General features: G+C 60.3%; 15 protein-coding genes. 5 read left to right on the top strand and 10 right to left on the bottom strand.

Annotated features, from left to right (window positions below):
* Window positions 1-53: 53 nt before the first annotated feature.
* Window positions 54-791 carry a substrate-binding periplasmic protein gene (locus AC07XF_RS04045; protein WP_495025495.1) on the bottom strand — a complete coding sequence of 246 codons (738 nt, stop codon included), beginning with the start codon at window positions 789-791 and terminating at the stop codon, window positions 54-56.
* 257 nt (window positions 792-1,048) lie between these two features.
* Here AC07XF_RS04045 and AC07XF_RS04040 point away from each other — a divergent pair, with 257 nt between their 5' ends.
* Window positions 1,049-1,501, top strand: coding sequence for a GNAT family N-acetyltransferase (locus AC07XF_RS04040; protein ID WP_495025494.1), 453 nt, complete (start codon window positions 1,049-1,051; stop codon window positions 1,499-1,501).
* Window positions 1,502-1,626: 125 nt separating this feature from the next.
* Here the strand turns inward: AC07XF_RS04040 and AC07XF_RS04035 are convergent, their stop codons facing one another.
* Genes AC07XF_RS04035 through AC07XF_RS04025 form a run of 3 tightly spaced genes read right to left on the bottom strand, consistent with a single transcriptional unit; the run spans window position 1,627 to window position 4,618 of the window.
* A complete protein-coding gene (locus AC07XF_RS04035) occupies window positions 1,627-1,923 on the bottom strand; it encodes a winged helix-turn-helix domain-containing protein (RefSeq protein ID WP_495025493.1) in 297 nt (98 codons plus the stop codon).
* Between the two features lie 37 nt (window positions 1,924-1,960).
* Window positions 1,961-2,449: a YgjP-like metallopeptidase domain-containing protein gene (locus AC07XF_RS04030; protein ID WP_007981619.1), complete on the bottom strand. Its 489-nt coding sequence runs from the start codon at window positions 2,447-2,449 to the stop codon at window positions 1,961-1,963.
* Window positions 2,450-2,494: 45 nt separating this feature from the next.
* Entirely contained in the window at window positions 2,495-4,618 is a 2,124-nt protein-coding gene (locus AC07XF_RS04025) for a putative bifunctional diguanylate cyclase/phosphodiesterase (protein ID WP_495025492.1), read from the bottom strand.
* 322 nt (window positions 4,619-4,940) lie between these two features.
* Between AC07XF_RS04025 and AC07XF_RS04020 the strand changes: the two genes are divergently transcribed.
* Window positions 4,941-5,609: a polysaccharide lyase family 7 protein gene (locus tag AC07XF_RS04020; protein WP_495025491.1), complete on the top strand. Its 669-nt coding sequence runs from the start codon at window positions 4,941-4,943 to the stop codon at window positions 5,607-5,609.
* A gap of 193 nt (window positions 5,610-5,802) precedes the next feature.
* On the opposite strand, the gene fba is transcribed toward AC07XF_RS04020, so the two are convergent.
* The 6 genes from fba to tkt form a co-directional block, all read right to left on the bottom strand.
* A complete protein-coding gene (gene fba / locus AC07XF_RS04015) occupies window positions 5,803-6,867 on the bottom strand; it encodes a class II fructose-bisphosphate aldolase (RefSeq protein WP_007981624.1) in 1,065 nt (354 codons plus the stop codon).
* Between the two features lie 233 nt (window positions 6,868-7,100).
* Complete coding sequence (locus AC07XF_RS04010; protein WP_495025490.1) at window positions 7,101-7,433, bottom strand: MliC family protein; 333 nt, start codon at window positions 7,431-7,433, stop codon at window positions 7,101-7,103.
* A gap of 56 nt (window positions 7,434-7,489) precedes the next feature.
* Window positions 7,490-7,711 carry a hypothetical protein gene (locus tag AC07XF_RS04005; protein ID WP_495025489.1) on the bottom strand — a complete coding sequence of 74 codons (222 nt, stop codon included), beginning with the start codon at window positions 7,709-7,711 and terminating at the stop codon, window positions 7,490-7,492.
* A 35-nt stretch (window positions 7,712-7,746) separates the two neighbouring features.
* Window positions 7,747-8,910, bottom strand: coding sequence for a phosphoglycerate kinase (locus AC07XF_RS04000; RefSeq protein WP_495025488.1), 1,164 nt, complete (start codon window positions 8,908-8,910; stop codon window positions 7,747-7,749).
* A gap of 12 nt (window positions 8,911-8,922) precedes the next feature.
* Window positions 8,923-9,975, bottom strand: coding sequence for an erythrose-4-phosphate dehydrogenase (epd, locus tag AC07XF_RS03995; protein ID WP_495025600.1), 1,053 nt, complete (start codon window positions 9,973-9,975; stop codon window positions 8,923-8,925).
* A 169-nt stretch (window positions 9,976-10,144) separates the two neighbouring features.
* Entirely contained in the window at window positions 10,145-12,142 is a 1,998-nt protein-coding gene (tkt, locus tag AC07XF_RS03990; RefSeq protein WP_495025487.1) for a transketolase, read from the bottom strand.
* 259 nt (window positions 12,143-12,401) lie between these two features.
* On the opposite strand from tkt, the gene AC07XF_RS03985 reads away from it, so the two are divergent.
* The 3 genes from AC07XF_RS03985 (at window position 12,402) to ligB (ending at window position 16,540) form a co-directional block, all read left to right on the top strand.
* Complete coding sequence (locus AC07XF_RS03985) at window positions 12,402-13,397, top strand: ArsR/SmtB family transcription factor (protein ID WP_495025486.1); 996 nt, start codon at window positions 12,402-12,404, stop codon at window positions 13,395-13,397.
* A gap of 18 nt (window positions 13,398-13,415) precedes the next feature.
* Complete coding sequence (gene metK / locus AC07XF_RS03980) at window positions 13,416-14,606, top strand: methionine adenosyltransferase (RefSeq protein ID WP_007981638.1); 1,191 nt, start codon at window positions 13,416-13,418, stop codon at window positions 14,604-14,606.
* A 254-nt stretch (window positions 14,607-14,860) separates the two neighbouring features.
* Complete coding sequence (gene ligB / locus AC07XF_RS03975; RefSeq protein WP_495025485.1) at window positions 14,861-16,540, top strand: NAD-dependent DNA ligase LigB; 1,680 nt, start codon at window positions 14,861-14,863, stop codon at window positions 16,538-16,540.
* The last annotated feature ends 21 nt before the right edge of the window (window positions 16,541-16,561 follow it).

The following is a 16,561-nucleotide window of genomic DNA, read 5'->3' as shown; positions in this document are numbered from 1 at the left end:
GGCTTGCCCGCGAAGAGGCCATCAACAACAGCACAGAACCTGGATCTGTCCACTCACATCCCATGCTGCTTCATCAACTTGTCATAACTCCCGTCCGCCTTCATCGCCGCGATCTCGCGGTCGAAACCGGCGACGATCTGCTCATGCTGCGGATTTTTCAGGCTGACCAGAATGTGCAGGCTGTTCTCGCTTAATGGCTGGGGCAGGAATTCCACGGCATTACGTACCTTGGGTGACTCGCGGGCCAGGTAGTAGCGGGCGACGTATTCGTCTTCCAGAGTGAGCTTGACCCGATCGGCCGCGAGCATGCGCACCGCCATGGCGAAACTGTGCACGGGGATTTTCTGCAGCGAGTCGTCGTTGTCGAACGCGGGCGAATAAGCGTAGCCACGCACGATGGCAATCGGATAAGTGTGCAGTTGCTGCAGGTTATTGAACTCGATGGGCGCGTCTTTGCGCTTGAGGAAACGCACGCGATTGAGCAGATACTCGCCGGAATACTGCCCAAGCCTGGTCCGCTCCTCGGTGTACCAGGCGTTGACCAGCACGTCGTATCGGCCCTCGCCCAATCCCATCAAGGCCCGTGCCCAGGGCACCTGCTCGAACTCACTGGCATAGCCGGCCCTGGCGAGCGCGGTACTGACAATATCCGTGGCCAAGCCACCGTTGACGAGCGTGGCATCGGTAAAGGGGGGCCAGGCATCGGCGACCAATCGCAGTTTTTCTGCCGCCGCTCCCTGAACCAGCAACAGCAATCCAATCAAAGCAAAAGCTCGATGCAATCGCGGCATGCTAGAGAATCCTTAGCGGGCGGGTTGCCCGACGTGTTTTCAGCCAAAACCCCAAGGCCTCGTACCGGAATGACCCGGGTACTAAACATTAGCTCATCGAAGCCATAGCACAGCGCTTCGATCCAGATTACACAAAGAAGACATCTGCGCGAGAAATGAATGATGGCATTTTGGCCTATGTCACAGATTCTTCCGCCATAAAGACTTCTGGCGTGAGTGCGCTTAGTATCGAAACGACGTTTTCAGGGAATCAAAACATGACAGTCGATTGGATCTGCAAACACCACAGCGACCTGGGCAAGGAGCAGCTGTACGCCATTTTGCAGCTGCGCGCAGAAGTGTTCGTCGTCGAGCAGCAATGCGCTTATCAAGACGTGGATGGCCAGGACCTGGAAGGTGACACTTGTCACTTGATGGCCTGGGACGGTAATCAACTGGTGTCCTATCTGCGGCTGCTCGACCCGGAACTGCAAGGCGGGGACGTAGTGATCGGTCGGGTGATCATTGCTCCACACGCTCGAGGCGCCGGGCTTGGACATGAGTTGATGGACCAGGCGTTGAAGCAGATAGAAGAACGCTGGCCGGAAACGCCGATCTACCTCTCAGCCCAGACGCATTTGCAGGGGTATTACGGGCGGTACGGCTTTGTCGTGGCGGGTGAGGAGTTTATCGAGGATGGCATTCCGCATATCGGAATGCGCCGTCCGTAAGGACCTCTTCGCGAGCAAGCCCGCTCCCACATTTGATCTCTATCGCACACAAAACCTGTGCTCACTGCTGATCTAATGTGGGAGCGGGCTTGCTCGCGAAGACGTCGGCTCAGGCGCTACAGATTTCAGGGATACTCCAGCACCGCCTTGATCTGCCGTAGATTACGCTCGATCCACCCCCGATCAATCGCCCCCCACTCGCGAACCCGATAGCGCCCCGCATGGTTGCGCGCGCCTTCTTCCTGCTCGAATTCACAAACGATATCCAGATCCGCCAACGCCGCGATGGTGTCCTGTGCCGTGCGCCGGGGCATGCCGGTGACCTCGGTCAGCGCCGGGACGCTGCTGGCCAGCCCGCTGTCGATCAGGTACGCCACGTACAACCGGCGATAGAAGCTGCTCTTGGTCTTGCTCACGTCCATCCAATGCTCCTTAAAAGATCGCAGCCTGCGGCAGCGCCTACAGATCCCGCCACGTCAGGTAAACCCGCACATCAAATTCCACCTGGTGATAACCCGGCAGCATGTGCTCGCACAGTTTGTAGAATGCCTTGTTGTGGTCCGATTCCTTGAAGTGCGCCAGCTCATGTACCACGATCATTTTCAGGAACTCGCAAGGCGCTTCCTTGAACAGCGAAGCGATGCGGATTTCCTTCTTGGCCTTGAGCTTGCCACCCTGCACCCGGGATATCGTGGTGTGCAGGCCGAGTGCGCGGTGAGTCAGGTCCAGGCGGTTGTCGAACAGCACCTTGTCGATGGCCGGAGCATTACGCAGGTATTCCTGCTTGAGGTCCAGGGCATAGGTGTATAGCGCCTTGTCGCTCTGCACCCCGTGTTTTTCCGGGTAGCGCTGGCTCAGGTAGTCGCCCAGCCGACCGTCGGCGATCAGCTGGCGCACCTGATCCTGCAAGGTAGCGGGATAGGCCTGGAGATATTTCAACACGGTCATCGGGGCGGCAATACACGTCACTGGAAGGTCGCCAGTGTAGCGAATTCAGCGAGGCAGCGCGCTCCAGTCAAACGGTTGGACAAAGACCCCGGTGTCTTCGGCCATCATCGGCCGGGCCACCAGAAAACCTTGCACATATTCACAGCCGTTGGCTCGCAGCCATTCATACTGTGCGACGGTTTCCACCCCTTCGGCAATCACCAGCATCCCGAACTGCTTGCACAGGTCAATCACGCTGCGCACCAGCACCGCATCCCTTACCGACTCCGGCAACCGGGCGATCAGAGAGCGGTCGATCTTGAGAGTGTCCAGCTCCAGGTCACGCAAGTGCGACAGGGAGCACGGTCCGGCCCCGAAGTCATCCAGTGCCACTCGTACGCCCAGGTTACGTAGCAGGCGCAATTGCTTGCGGGTTTCCTCGGGGTTGTGCATCAAGGCCTCCTCCGTGACCTCGACCTCCAGATGACGCGGCTGCAAACCATGGCGCTCCAGCACCTGGCGCAACTCGGTGACCAGGTTGGGCATGCCGAACTGCGTACTGCTCAAACTGACGCCCAGCACCAGATCCTCGGTAAACAGGGACTCCCAGGCTTTGCGTTGCCCGGCGCTGCGATGGTAGATCCAGCTGCCCAGACGGCTGATCAGCCGCGCCTCCTCGAGCAATGGCAAAAACAGCCCCGGAGGTACATCGCCAACGCTTGGATGCTGCCAGCGCAACAAGGCCTCGAAGCCACGAATCCGCCCGTCCGCAATTGCAACCTGAGGCTGATACACCAGATTGAAATCGCGGTTCTCGATGGCCGTGCGCACACTTTCTTCCAGCATCAGCCGCGAGCGCGCCCGGCCGTTCATTTCCTGATCGTAGAAGCGATACTGCTGACGGCCGGCACGCTTGGCTTCGTACATGGCGATGTCGGCCGCCCGCAGCATCCCGTCGAGATTGGCGCCACAATCAGGGAACGTGGCGATACCGATGCTGGCACCCAGGGCGATATCGAGGCCATCGATCTGCTGACAGATCGACACCCGCTCAATGAGCTTCTCGGCAATCTTCGCCGCCTGCTCGGGGAACTCCAGATCCAGCAGCGCGGTGAATTCGTCGCCGCCCATCCGCGCCAGAATGTCGAAGGGCCGCAAACAGGCCTTCAACTGCTCGGAGACCCAGCGCAGCACCCGATCACCGGCATCATGCCCGAGCGAATCATTGACTCGCTTGAAGCCGTCGAGGTCCAGGTACATCAAGACCCAGGAACTGTTGGAACGCTCACCGCGCAGCAGCAAATTCTCTACGGTCTGGTAGAAACCCCGGCGGTTGAGCAGTCCGGTCAGCGGATCGGTGACCGCCTGAAACTCCAGTTGCTGATGCAGATGGCGCACCACCGACATGTCCAGCACGGTCACGACCATCGCATGTTGCTCGGCCGGCAATGGCGCGCAGGACAAGGCCACCGGCACCTGCTGGCCGGGCGCCGTACGTAGCAGGGCATCGTGCAGGCGCAGGGTTTCGCCGCGTTTATATCCGGCCAGCAACTCGGAATCGGCCCAGATCGGGATATGCGGTTTTTGCAGGTAGTCCAGGAACTCCTTGCCTTGCAGTTCCTGCACCGTGGCATTGAGCAACCGCGACATCGCCGGATTGGCAAAACGAATCAGACCGTCCTCTCCCAGCACCAGAATGCCTTCGGCTGTGTTATCCAGCACCGATGCATTAAAGGCACGAGCCGCTTCCAGGTCATGACTCAGACGCTGCAAGGCCCGGCGGTTACGTTGGTGTTCGAGCAACGCCTGAACCTTGGGCGTGAAGATTTGTGGGTCGAACGGCTTGAACAGGTAATCCACCGCACCACTGGCATAGCCCTTGATCACGGCGTCCTGGGACTGTTCGTTGGCGGTCAGGAAAATGATCGGCGTGAGACGGGTTCGCTGGCTACCGCGCATCAGGCGTGCCACTTCATAACCGTCCATACCTGGCATCTGCACGTCCAGCAGCACCAGGTCGATATCGTGTTCAAGCAACAAGCCGAGGGCCTCGAAACCCGAGGCGGCAGTAATGACCCGCCAGTCCTGGCGCTGTAACAACGCGCACATGCTGATCAGGTTTTCAGGGTAATCGTCGACGACTAAAAGGGTTGAGCTGCCTTCTACTGGCGTGGGTTGCGCGCATTCCATGCTGCTTCTCTAATTGCGGGGCGTCAGACCGGTTTCTCGTGAAAACCGGACAAATTCTGTGCTTTCACTCTAGACCCGGTTCTGCAAAAGCAGAAGGTGTCAGTAAGCCATCATTTAGTCATTGTGTCTTTTTGCCGACTAACGGTCGATGGTTCAGGCCGATGAAAAACGGAAAGATGGCATTTCGACAGGATGTTGACGTCAACCACCCGTCAGACGAACGTTAACAAAATATCCCGCTACGCTTATAAAGGCCGCCCCAAAGGCGCGCCCTAGAGCTTCTGGCACGCCCGTGCAGCATGAATCGAGTGGAAGAACCGACATGATCGATCTCGCAACCTGGAACCTCAGCGTCCCCGTCGGCAGCCCGCCGTACACCGTCGAAACTTCCAAACTGGTGAATGGCTTCAAAGATCAATACTTCCATTCCGACACCGGCACATTGTTTTTCTGGTCGCCCGTGACCGGTTCCCGTACCGAAAACGCGATTTATCCGCGCACCGAATTGCGTGAAACCTACAGCAACGGCACGTTGCGCAACTGGTATTACCCGGATGCCGACAATTTGTTGCATGCCACTCTGGCAGTGAACCAGGTGCCGAGTTCCGGGAAAATCGTCATCGGCCAGATCCATGCCTATCAAAGCCAGAAACCTCTGGTGAAAGTCGAATACCAATACAAAACCAGTACAGCCACCGGCAATATCGTCGCCAAGGTCCGGATGCATCCCGATGACAATGAGGGCCGGGTGATCATCGTTGCGACGGGGGTGAAGCTCGACCAGGAGTTCAACTATCTCATTCACCTCAGCCCCGGTGGGGCCTTGGGCATCAGCGCGGCGGGTTACCAATGGGATACCAATATCAGCGCGACGTGGCGCGACAAACCGCTGTACTTCAAGGCCGGGGTGTATGTGCAGGACAACACCGGGTACACCAGTGAAGGCGGGAAAGTGACTTTCAGCAAGCTGGATATCGATCACAATCAATGATGTCGAGGCACCGTTGACCCTGTGGGAGCGGGCTTGCTCGCGAAGGCGTAATGTCAGGCGACATTAATGTTGAATGACACACCGCTTTCGCGAGCAAGCCCGCTCCCACACTGACCGCGTCGACCATGGATCATCGCCCACAAAAAACCCGCCTTTCGGCGGGTTCTTCGTTTGTGCAGCTTAACGCCCGGGCTTAGTTGACCTTGGCGTTCAACTCACCTTTCAGGTAACGCTGATACATGCCTTCCAGCGAGATCGCCTTGATCTTCGAAGCGTTGCCGGCAGTACCGAAGGCTTCGTAGCGAGCGATACATACGTCGCGCATGGCGGTGACGGTGGCGCCGAAGAATTTACGCGGGTCGAACTCGCTCGGGTTGGTGGCCATCAGGCGACGCATGGCGCCAGTGGATGCCAGGCGCAGGTCGGTGTCGATGTTGACCTTGCGCACGCCGTGCTTGATGCCTTCGACGATTTCTTCAACCGGTACGCCGTAGGTTTCCTTGATGTCGCCGCCGTACTGGTTGATGATCGCCAGCCACTCTTGCGGAACCGAAGACGAACCGTGCATCACCAGGTGGGTGTTCGGAATGCGCTTGTGGATTTCCTTGATGCGGTCGATGGCCAGCACGTCGCCGGTAGGCGGCTTGGTGAACTTGTAGGCGCCGTGGCTGGTGCCGATGGCGATGGCCAGGGCATCCACCTGAGTACGTTTTACGAAGTCAGCGGCTTCTTCCGGGTCGGTCAGCATCTGGCTGTGGTCCAGAACGCCTTCGGCACCGATACCGTCTTCTTCACCGGCCATGCCGGTTTCCAGCGAACCCAGGCAGCCCAGCTCGCCTTCTACCGAAACGCCACAGGCGTGAGCCATGGCCACGGTCTGTTGGGTCACACGGACGTTGTAGTCGTAATCGGTCGGAGTCTTGCCGTCTTCACCCAGGGAACCGTCCATCATCACCGAGCTGAAGCCCAGCTGGATGGAGCGCTGGCAGACGTCAGGGCTGGTGCCGTGGTCCTGGTGCATGCACACCGGGATGTGCGGGAATTCTTCGATGGCGGCCAGGATCAGGTGACGCAGGAACGGTGCGCCGGCGTATTTGCGAGCACCGGCCGAAGCCTGGACGATCACCGGGGAGTCAGTCTTGTCAGCGGCTTCCATGATGGCGCGCATCTGCTCAAGGTTGTTGACGTTGAAGGCTGGAACGCCGTAGCCGAACTCGGCTGCGTGGTCCAGCATCTGGCGCATGCTGATAAGTGCCATTGTGTGTATCTCTCCCGGTTGAGGGTCGTTAATCGTGCCAGCCTGCCGTAGCGGCGGCGGCTATTCAAGTTATTGCAGATCGGGGGTTGGCCCGGCCTGCGAATTCGGTAACTACTTTAACGCATCCCCTGTAGGAGCCGGCTTGCCGGCGAAGGCGTCCGATTGAACACTGCATGCCTCAAGGGCCTCTTCGCTGGCAAGCCAGCTCCTACAGGTTTGACGCAAGCCTTCAATTACTGCGCTTTACAGCCACGGCCAATCAAATCATTGGTGGCGACCCAGTAAACCAGGCCTTCCTCACCTTTTATGTGAAACGCCAGCATGTCATTGCTGTACAGCGAACCCGATGCACCCGGTTCCTGCTTCAAACGGTAGACCTGATCGGCACCGCCCAGACGCACGTCGACTTCCCTAAGGCTGTCGTCGGTGTAACGCCACAGCACTTTGGCTTGGCTGTCGCAGGTCCAGGTGGTCCAGTTATCTGCAGGTGCCGACGACTGGAACAGGTTCAACTGAGCACAACCGGCCAACAGCGCCAGCGCCGTGACGGCGATAAAACCTTTCATCCGTGTCCCTCGACTGACGGCGCACGCCGCCAGCCCTGAGTAAAGAGTCAGACCCGTCAAGGGCAGCCATGTTCCTTGGCAGGTGTCTGGGTCTCGTATTTATCCAGGCCGTCAGGCCCGGAGCGCTTGTTGAGCACCGGGTTGGTTTCGGCTTGCCAGTCAGCCTGGTAACAGCCTTTGTCCGACTCGGACGGCGCCGGCTCCGCAGTGGCCTTCGGGTTACTCCCGCAAGCCACCAGTGAACCGGCGACGATCAACAGCGCTAACGTCTTGACCATGTCAACACTCCCTTGCCTGGTCAAACGGGCGACCCTCAGGCCTTGGCCCGGCTTTCCAGGACTTCAACGGCTGGCAGAACCTTGCCTTCGACGAATTCGAGGAACGCGCCACCACCGGTAGAAATGTAGGAGATCTGCTCGGCCACGCCATATTTGTCGATGGCGGCCAGGGTGTCGCCACCGCCGGCAATGGAGAACGCCGCGCTGTCTGCGATAGCCTGGGCCAGCACTTTGGTGCCATTGCCGAACTGGTCGAACTCGAACACACCGACCGGACCGTTCCACAGGATGGTCTTGGACGACTTCAGCAGCTCGGCGAAATTCGCCGCGGTCTGCGGGCCGATGTCCAGGATCATGTCGTCGGCAGCAACGTCAGCGATCAGCTTGACGGTCGCGGCGGCGCTTTCAGCGAATTCCTTGGCAACCACCACGTCCACTGGCAGCGGCACGCTGACTTTGGCGGCGATGGCGCGAGCGGTGTCGAGCAGATCCGGCTCGTACAGCGACTTGCCGACCGGGTGACCGGCAGCGGCCAGGAAGGTGTTGGCGATGCCGCCGCCGACGATCAACTGGTCGCAGATCTGGCTCAGACTGTTCAGTACGTCGAGTTTGGTCGACACCTTGGAACCGGCAACAATGGCAGCCATTGGCTGGGCTGGAGCGCCCAGGGCCTTGCCCAGTGCATCCAGTTCAGCAGCCAGCAACGGGCCTGCAGCAGCGACTTTGGCAAACTTGGCCACGCCGTGGGTCGAACCCTCGGCACGGTGAGCGGTACCGAAGGCGTCCATCACGAACACGTCGCACAAAGCGGCGTACTGCTGGGCCAGGTCGTCGGCGTTCTTTTTCTCGCCTTTGTTGAAGCGCACGTTTTCGAACAGCACGATGTCGCCGGCCTTGACGTCAACGCCGCCCAGGTAGTCGGCCACCAGCGGCACTTCACGGCCCAGGGCACGGCTCAGGTAATCGGCAACTGGCTTGAGGCTGTTCTCGGCCGAGAACTCGCCTTCGGTCGGACGGCCAAGGTGCGAGCAGACCATCACGGCCGCGCCTTTTTCCAGGGCCAGCTTGATGGTCGGCAGCGAGGCCAGGATACGCGCATCGCTGGTGACAACACCGTCCTTGACTGGGACGTTGAGGTCTTCGCGAATCAGTACGCGCTTACCTTGCAGATCGAGGTCGGACATCTTCAACACGGTCATGGGTCGCACTTCCTACGGTTTTTTTGAAGTTGCTGTTTGCAGATAGTGTTCCGCAACATCCAGCATACGGTTGGCAAAACCCCATTCGTTGTCGAACCAGGCCAGGATGTTCACCAGCCGTGGGCCGGAAACGCGGGTCTGACTGGCATCGACGATCGCCGAATGTGGGTCATGGTTGAAATCACAGCTTGCGTGGGGCAGCTCGGTGTAAGCCAGCAGGCCTTTGAGCGGGCCGCTGGTGGCGGCGTCGCGCAGGATCCGGTTGACCTCGGTGGCGTCGGTCGCGGTGGCGGTCTGCATCGTGATATCGAGGCAGGACACGTTGACCGTCGGCACCCGCACGGCTTTGGCCTGGATTCGCCCGGCAAGTTCCGGCAACAGGCGTTCGATGCCACGCGCCAGACCGGTGGACACCGGAATCACCGACTGGAACGCCGAACGGGTGCGGCGCAGGTCTTCGTGGTGATAGGCATCGATGACCGGCTGATCGTTCATCGCCGAGTGAATGGTGGTGATCGACACGTAATCCAGGCCAATGGCCTGATTCAGCAGGCGCAACAGCGGCACGCCGCAGTTGGTGGTGCAGGACGCGTTGGACACCAGCAGTTCGTCACCGGTCAGGCAATCCTGGTTCACGCCGTAGACGATGGTCGCGTCGACATCCGTCTCGCTGGCCATCGGCTGGGAAAACAGCACACGCGGCGCACCGGCGTCGAGAAAACGCTGGCCGTCCTCGCGAGTGTGGTAAGCGCCTGAGCACTCCAGCACCAGATCGACGCCCAGGGACGCCCAATCGATGCCTTCGGGGGTGGCACTGCGCAGGACCTTCACGCAGTCGCCATTGATATGCAGGCAATCGCCGTCGACCTTCACCTCGCCGGGAAAACGCCCGTGGGTGGAGTCGAAGCGTGTCAGGTATTCGATGCTGGCCATGTCGGCCAGATCGTTGATCGCGACAATCTCGAACCCGGCCTTGTCGCCTCGCTCGAACAACGCACGCAAGACGCAACGACCAATCCGGCCGTAGCCGTTGAGTGCAACTTTGTAGGGACGCGGTTGAGGCATGGGGTTCTCGATAGACGCAGGCAGACGAATTTTCATTAACAACACCCCCTTGTAGGAGCTGGCTTGCCAGCGAAGGCGGCCTCAAGAACACTGCAAGGCTTGAGGGCCTCTTCGCTGGCAAGCCAGCTCCTACAGGGGATCGCGGCGGCAAGAGCCACCGCGTCGTGTTTTAGTCTTCCAGCAGCTCTTCCGCCTGACCCAGGATGTTTTCCAGGGTGAAGCCGAACTCTTCGAACAAGGCCGACGCAGGTGCCGACTCGCCGTAAGTGGTCATGCCGATCACGCGACCTTCCAGGCCGACGTACTTGTACCAGTAGTCGGCGTGGGAAGCTTCGATGGCGATACGGGCGCTGACCTGCAACGGCAGAACCGATTGCTTGTAGCCGGCGTCCTGGGCATCGAACACGCTGGTGCACGGCATGGAAACCACACGAACCTTGCGGCCTTGCTCGGTCAGTTTGTCGTAAGCCTGAACGGCCAGACCGACTTCGGAACCGGTGGCGATCAGAATCAGCTCAGGCTCGCCCGCGCAGTCCTTCAACACGTAACCGCCACGCGCGATCTCTTCGATCTGAATCGCATTGCGGGTTTGGTGCTGCAGGTTCTGACGCGAGAAGATCAGGGCCGAAGGACCGTCCTTGCGCTCCAGTGCGGACTTCCAGCACACCGCCGATTCAACGGCGTCGGCTGGACGCCAGGTATCGAGGTTCGGGGTGCAGCGCAGGCTGGCCAGTTGCTCGATTGGCTGGTGAGTCGGGCCGTCTTCGCCCAGACCGATGGAGTCGTGGGTGTAGACGTGGATCACACGCTGCTTCATCAAGGCCGACATGCGCACCGCGTTGCGCGCGTATTCCATGAACATCAGGAAGGTCGCGCCGTAAGGCACCAGGCCGCCGTGCAGGGCAACGCCGTTCATGATCGCGGTCATGCCGAACTCGCGCACGCCGTAGTACATGTAGTTGCCGCTGGCGTCTTCGGCGGTGACGCCTTTGCAACCTTTCCACAGGGTCAGGTTGGAACCGGCCAGGTCAGCCGAGCCGCCAAGGAACTCAGGCAGCAGCGGGCCAAATGCGTTCAGGGCATTCTGGCTGGCTTTACGGCTGGCGATGGTTTCGCCCTTGGCCGCCACTTCGGCGATGTAGGCCGAGGCTTTTTCGCTGAAGTCAGCTGGCAGGTCACCGCTCAGGCGACGAATCAGTTCGTTGGCTTCAGTCGGGAACGCGGCGGAGTAAGCAGCGAAACGCTGGTCCCACTCGGCTTCGACAGCTTTACCTGCTTCCTTGGCGTCCCACTCGGCGTAGATGTCCGCCGGGATTTCGAACGGGCCATGATTCCATTTCAGCGCCGCACGGGTCAGGGCGATTTCCGCGTCACCCAGCGGGGCGCCGTGGCAGTCTTCCTTGCCTTGCTTGTTCGGCGAACCGAAACCGATGGTGGTCTTGCAGCAGATCAGGGTTGGCTGCGAGCTTTTGCGCGCAGTCTCGATCGCGGTCTTGATCTCTTCCGGGTCGTGACCGTCGACGTTGCGGATCACTTGCCAGTTGTAGGACTCGAAACGCTTCGGCGTGTCGTCGGTGAACCAGCCTTCGACTTCGCCGTCGATGGAGATGCCATTGTCATCGTAGAAGGCAATCAGCTTGCCCAGACCCAAGGTGCCGGCCAGGGAAGCGACTTCGTGGGAAATGCCTTCCATCATGCAGCCATCACCCAGGAACACGTAGGTGTGGTGGTCGACGATGTTGTGGCCAGGACGGTTGAACTGCGCCGCCATGACTTTTTCAGCCAGGGCAAAACCCACGGCGTTGGCCAGGCCCTGACCCAGTGGACCAGTGGTGGTTTCAACGCCCGGGGTGTAGCCGAGTTCCGGGTGGCCCGGGGTGCGGCTGTGCAGTTGACGGAACTGCTTGAGGTCATCGATCGACAGGTCGTAGCCGGTCAGGTGCAGCAGCGAGTAGATCAACATCGAACCGTGGCCGTTGGACAGCACGAAGCGGTCACGGTCGGCGAACGATGGATTGCTCGGGTTGTGCTTCAGGTAGTCGCGCCAAAGTACTTCGGCGATATCCGCCATACCCATAGGGGCACCGGGATGGCCGCTGTTGGCTTTTTGCACGGCATCCATGCTGAGGGCACGAATGGCGTTGGCACGCTCACGACGGCTAGGCATCGCTGATCTCCTGGGGTTTGAATAAACGAAACGGAAAAAAGGCGAGCATTTTCCCTCACCGGGCCGCCTCGGGGCAATGACAGATAGTCATCTGGAGGCGTTTTTCCAATGGATAACGACGGTTTCTACTGATGAAACCTTTCCGCTGCTCGTTTGTTGACTGAAGCTAACGTTAAGAAGTGCCATCTATCGAGCAATATCAAAACTTTTTGATATTGCTCTTGCGATGCATTCGACCCGTGACTAGACTGCCGGCCCTATGAACTTACGCGTGCCCTCCATTCAACATGACGATTGCGATGAGCTGGCGGCCTTGTGCAAGGCTGGCGGCGATCCCCTGCGGTTGAATGTTTTGCGCGCACTGGCCAACGACTCGTTCGGTGTGCTGGAACTGGCGCAGATCTTCGGCATCGGCCAGTCAGGCATGAGCCACCACCTCAAGGTACTGGCCCAGGCCGACCTGGTGGCAACGCGCCGCGAAGGCAACGCGATTTTCTACCGTCGCGCCCTGCCCCACACCGAGCTGCTGGGCGGCAAACTGCACGCAGCGCTGCTCGAAGAAGTGGACAACCTGAAGCTGCCGGCCGATGTGCAGGCGCGCATCGCCCAGGTCCATGGGCAACGTGCGGCAGCCAGCCAGGACTTTTTCTCACGGGTTGCGGAGAAGTTTCGCGCCCAGCAAGACTTGATCGCCGGCCTGCCGCAATATCGCGAAAGCGTGGTGGCCCTGCTCGACAAGCTGAGCTTCGACAAAGACGCAACGGCCATTGAAGTCGGCCCCGGCGATGGCGCATTCCTGCCGGAACTGGCGCGCCGCTTCTCGCAAGTCACGGCGCTGGATAACAGCACCGCGATGCTCGAACTGGCGCGTCAGGTCTGCGAACGCGACAAGCTGACTAACGTTAGCCTGCAACTGGCCGATGCATTGAATGGCGTCAGCCTCAAGGCCGATTGCGTGGTACTGAACATGGTGCTGCACCATTTTGCCGCGCCGGCCGATGCGCTCAAGCACATGGCCCGCTTGCTGCAACCAGGCGGTAGCCTGTTAGTGACAGAGTTATGTAGCCACAACCAGAGTTGGGCCAAGGAGGCCTGCGGTGATCTCTGGCTGGGGTTTGACCAGGACGATTTGGCCCGTTGGGCCACCGCTGCGGGACTCGCTCCCGGGGAAAGCCTCTATGTAGGCTTACGCAATGGTTTCCAGATCCAGGTCCGCCATTTTCAGCGACCGACTGGCGACACTCACCATCGGTAATTTCAGGAAAACATCGAGATGAGCGAATACTCCCTTTTCACCTCCGAGTCCGTGTCTGAAGGGCATCCGGACAAAATCGCCGACCAGATTTCTGATGCGGTGCTGGACGCCATCATTGCTGAAGACAAGTTCGCCCGTGTGGCGTGCGAGACTCTGGTGAAAACGGGCGTGGCAATCATCGCCGGCGAAGTCACCACCTCGGCCTGGGTTGACCTGGAGCAGATCGTTCGTGACGTGATCACCGACATCGGCTACACCAGCTCCAACGTCGGCTTCGACGGTGCGACCTGCGGCGTGATGAACATCATCGGCAAGCAGTCCCCTGATATCAACCAGGGTGTCGACCGTGCCAAGCCTGAAGATCAGGGCGCCGGCGACCAGGGCCTGATGTTCGGCTACGCCAGCAACGAAACCGACGTGCTGATGCCAGCGCCGATCACCTTCTCGCACCAACTGGTGCAGCGCCAGGCCGAAGCCCGTAAATCCGGCCTGCTGCCTTGGCTGCGCCCGGATGCCAAGTCGCAGGTCACCTGCCGCTACGAAAACGGCAAGGTTGTCGGTATCGACGCCGTTGTTCTGTCGACCCAGCACAACCCGGAAGTGTCGTACAACGACCTGCGCGAAGGCGTGATGGAGTTGATCGTCAAGCACGTGCTGCCTGCCGAACTGCTGTCCAAGGACACCCAGTTCCACATCAACCCGACCGGCCAGTTCATCATTGGTGGCCCGGTGGGCGACTGCGGCCTGACCGGCCGCAAGATCATCGTTGACAGCTACGGCGGCATGGCCCGTCACGGCGGTGGCGCGTTCTCCGGTAAAGATCCATCGAAGGTTGACCGTTCGGCCGCCTACGCCGGTCGTTACGTGGCCAAGAACATCGTTGCCGCCGGCCTGGCCGATCGCTGCGAGATCCAGGTTTCCTACGCCATCGGCGTTGCCCAACCGACGTCGATCTCGCTGAACACCTTCGGCACTGGCAAGATCAGCGATGACAAGATCGTCAAACTGGTCCGCGAAGTGTTCGACCTGCGTCCATACGCGATCACCACCATGCTCGACCTGCTGCACCCGATGTACCGCGAAACCGCGGCGTACGGCCACTTCGGTCGCACCCCGGCAACCAAGACTGTTGGCGAAGATACCTTCACCACCTTCACCTGGGAAAAAACCGACCGCGCCGACGCTCTGCGCGCTGCTGCCGGCCTGTAAGACTTCCCCGCAACACCCGAAGCCCCGCACGGTTCGCGCCCTGCGGGGCTTTTTATTAGGACTCGCTTTACACCGCGTCGCGGCCTTCGCGGGCAAGCCCGCTCCCACAGGGGGAATGCGTTCCAAATGTGGGAGCGGGCTTGCTCGCGAAGAGGCCAGCACAGCCACCGGAAATACCCGGCAAAACACCCCCTCGCTGCACCGACGGATACTGACCTAGCCTTCACGTACCTCACCGAGCAAGGACGCTCAAGATGCTTCCCGACCTGCGCCTGTTTTTCGCCGCCTTACTGACCCTTGCCTGCCTGAATGCCAGTGCCACCGAGTGCCCGGACTGGCCATCCGAACGCGCCCTGAACGAAGTCGGCAAACTGCAGCAACAAATCGACCTCTGGGACGACAACTATCACCGCCAGGGCCGCTCCCTGATCGCCGATGATCTCTACGACCAGTCCCGCGCACGACTCACCCAATGGCGCCACTGTTTCAACCTGAGCCCGCCCGCCGAACCCTTGCGCACTGCACGCGGCACGCTGCCCCACCCCATCGCCCACACCGGCCTGGACAAACTGCACGATCAAACCGCCGTGGAAAAATGGCTGCGTGATCGAACGGACGTCTGGGCCCAGCCTAAAATCGATGGCGTGGCGGTGACCCTGGTTTACCGCAACGGCCTGCTGGCCCAGGCCATCAGCCGTGGCGACGGCGAGAGCGGTCAGGACTGGACGGTTCCGGCACGGCAAATTCCGGCCATCCCGCAACGGCTATCGCAGCCCCGGGACTTGCTCGTGCAAGGCGAACTGTATTGGCGCCTGACCGATCATGTGCAAGCCCGGGCCGGCAGCCTCAACGCTCGCGCCACGGTGGCCGGCCTGATGGCGCGCAAGGTGTTGAGCGCCGAGCAGGCCGCCGGTATCGACCTGTTTGTATGGGACTGGCCACAAGGCCCTGCCAGCATGTCCGCCCGCGCCGCAGCACTGACTGCGCTGGGATTCCCGAGCACCACGGCATACAGCCAGCCAATCGGCACCATCGTTGACGCCGAACGCTGGCGCGAACACTGGTATCGCTCACCCCTGCCCTTTGCCAGCGATGGCATCGTCCTGCGCCAGACCCAGCGCCCAGCCGCCGAACGCTGGCAGGCCAAGCCACCCTACTGGGCCATCGCCTGGAAATACCCTTTCGCCCAGGCACTGGCCGAAGTCCGCCAGGTTCACTTCAGGATCGGCCGGACCGGGCGGATCACTCCGGTACTTGAACTGACCCCGGTAATGCTCGATGACCGGCAGATCAAACGTGTCAGCGTCAGCTCCCTGCAACGCTGGCAGGCGCTGGACATCCGTCCGGGTGATCAGGTCGCCATCAGCCTGGCCGGGCTGACCATTCCCAGGCTCGATGGCGTCGTATTGCGCAGTAGCGAACGCGTCGAATTGAACGTGCCGCAGGCAGCGGACTTTCATTCGCTGAGTTGCTGGCAACCGACCCCGGGCTGCGAAAGCCAGTTTCTCGCGCGCCTGACCTGGCTCAGCAGCAAACAGGGGCTGGCGCTGCCCAATGTGGGTCCGGGCACTTGGGAAAAAATTCTTGCAACAGGTCGCCTGAACGGTCTGCTGGATTGGTTGACCCTCGATGCCCAAGAGCTTGCTACCATTGACGGTTTCGGCGAACGCAGTGCGGCTCGCCTTGCAGACAGTTTCAACCTGGCCCGGCAACGCCCGTTCGCGCTCTGGCTGAAAGCCCTGGGACTACCGCCAACAGGTCAGGCACACCTTGGCGATGCATGGCAGGTACTGGCACAGCGAGATATCGAACAATGGCAGGCCGAGGCAGGTATCGGGCCCGGACGCGCGGCGCAACTGAACGCTTTTTTCCGCGACCCACAGGTCCTGGCCTTGAGTGAAACATTACGTGATGCGGGGATTGGCGGCTTTTAGCTGCCAGCCCTGAGCCCACCG

The sequence above is a fragment of the Pseudomonas sp. GW821-FHT01C01 genome (assembly GCF_059422645.1).
The sequence above is the reverse complement of the archived record's forward strand: the minus strand, read 5'-3'. Positions and strand labels throughout refer to the sequence as shown.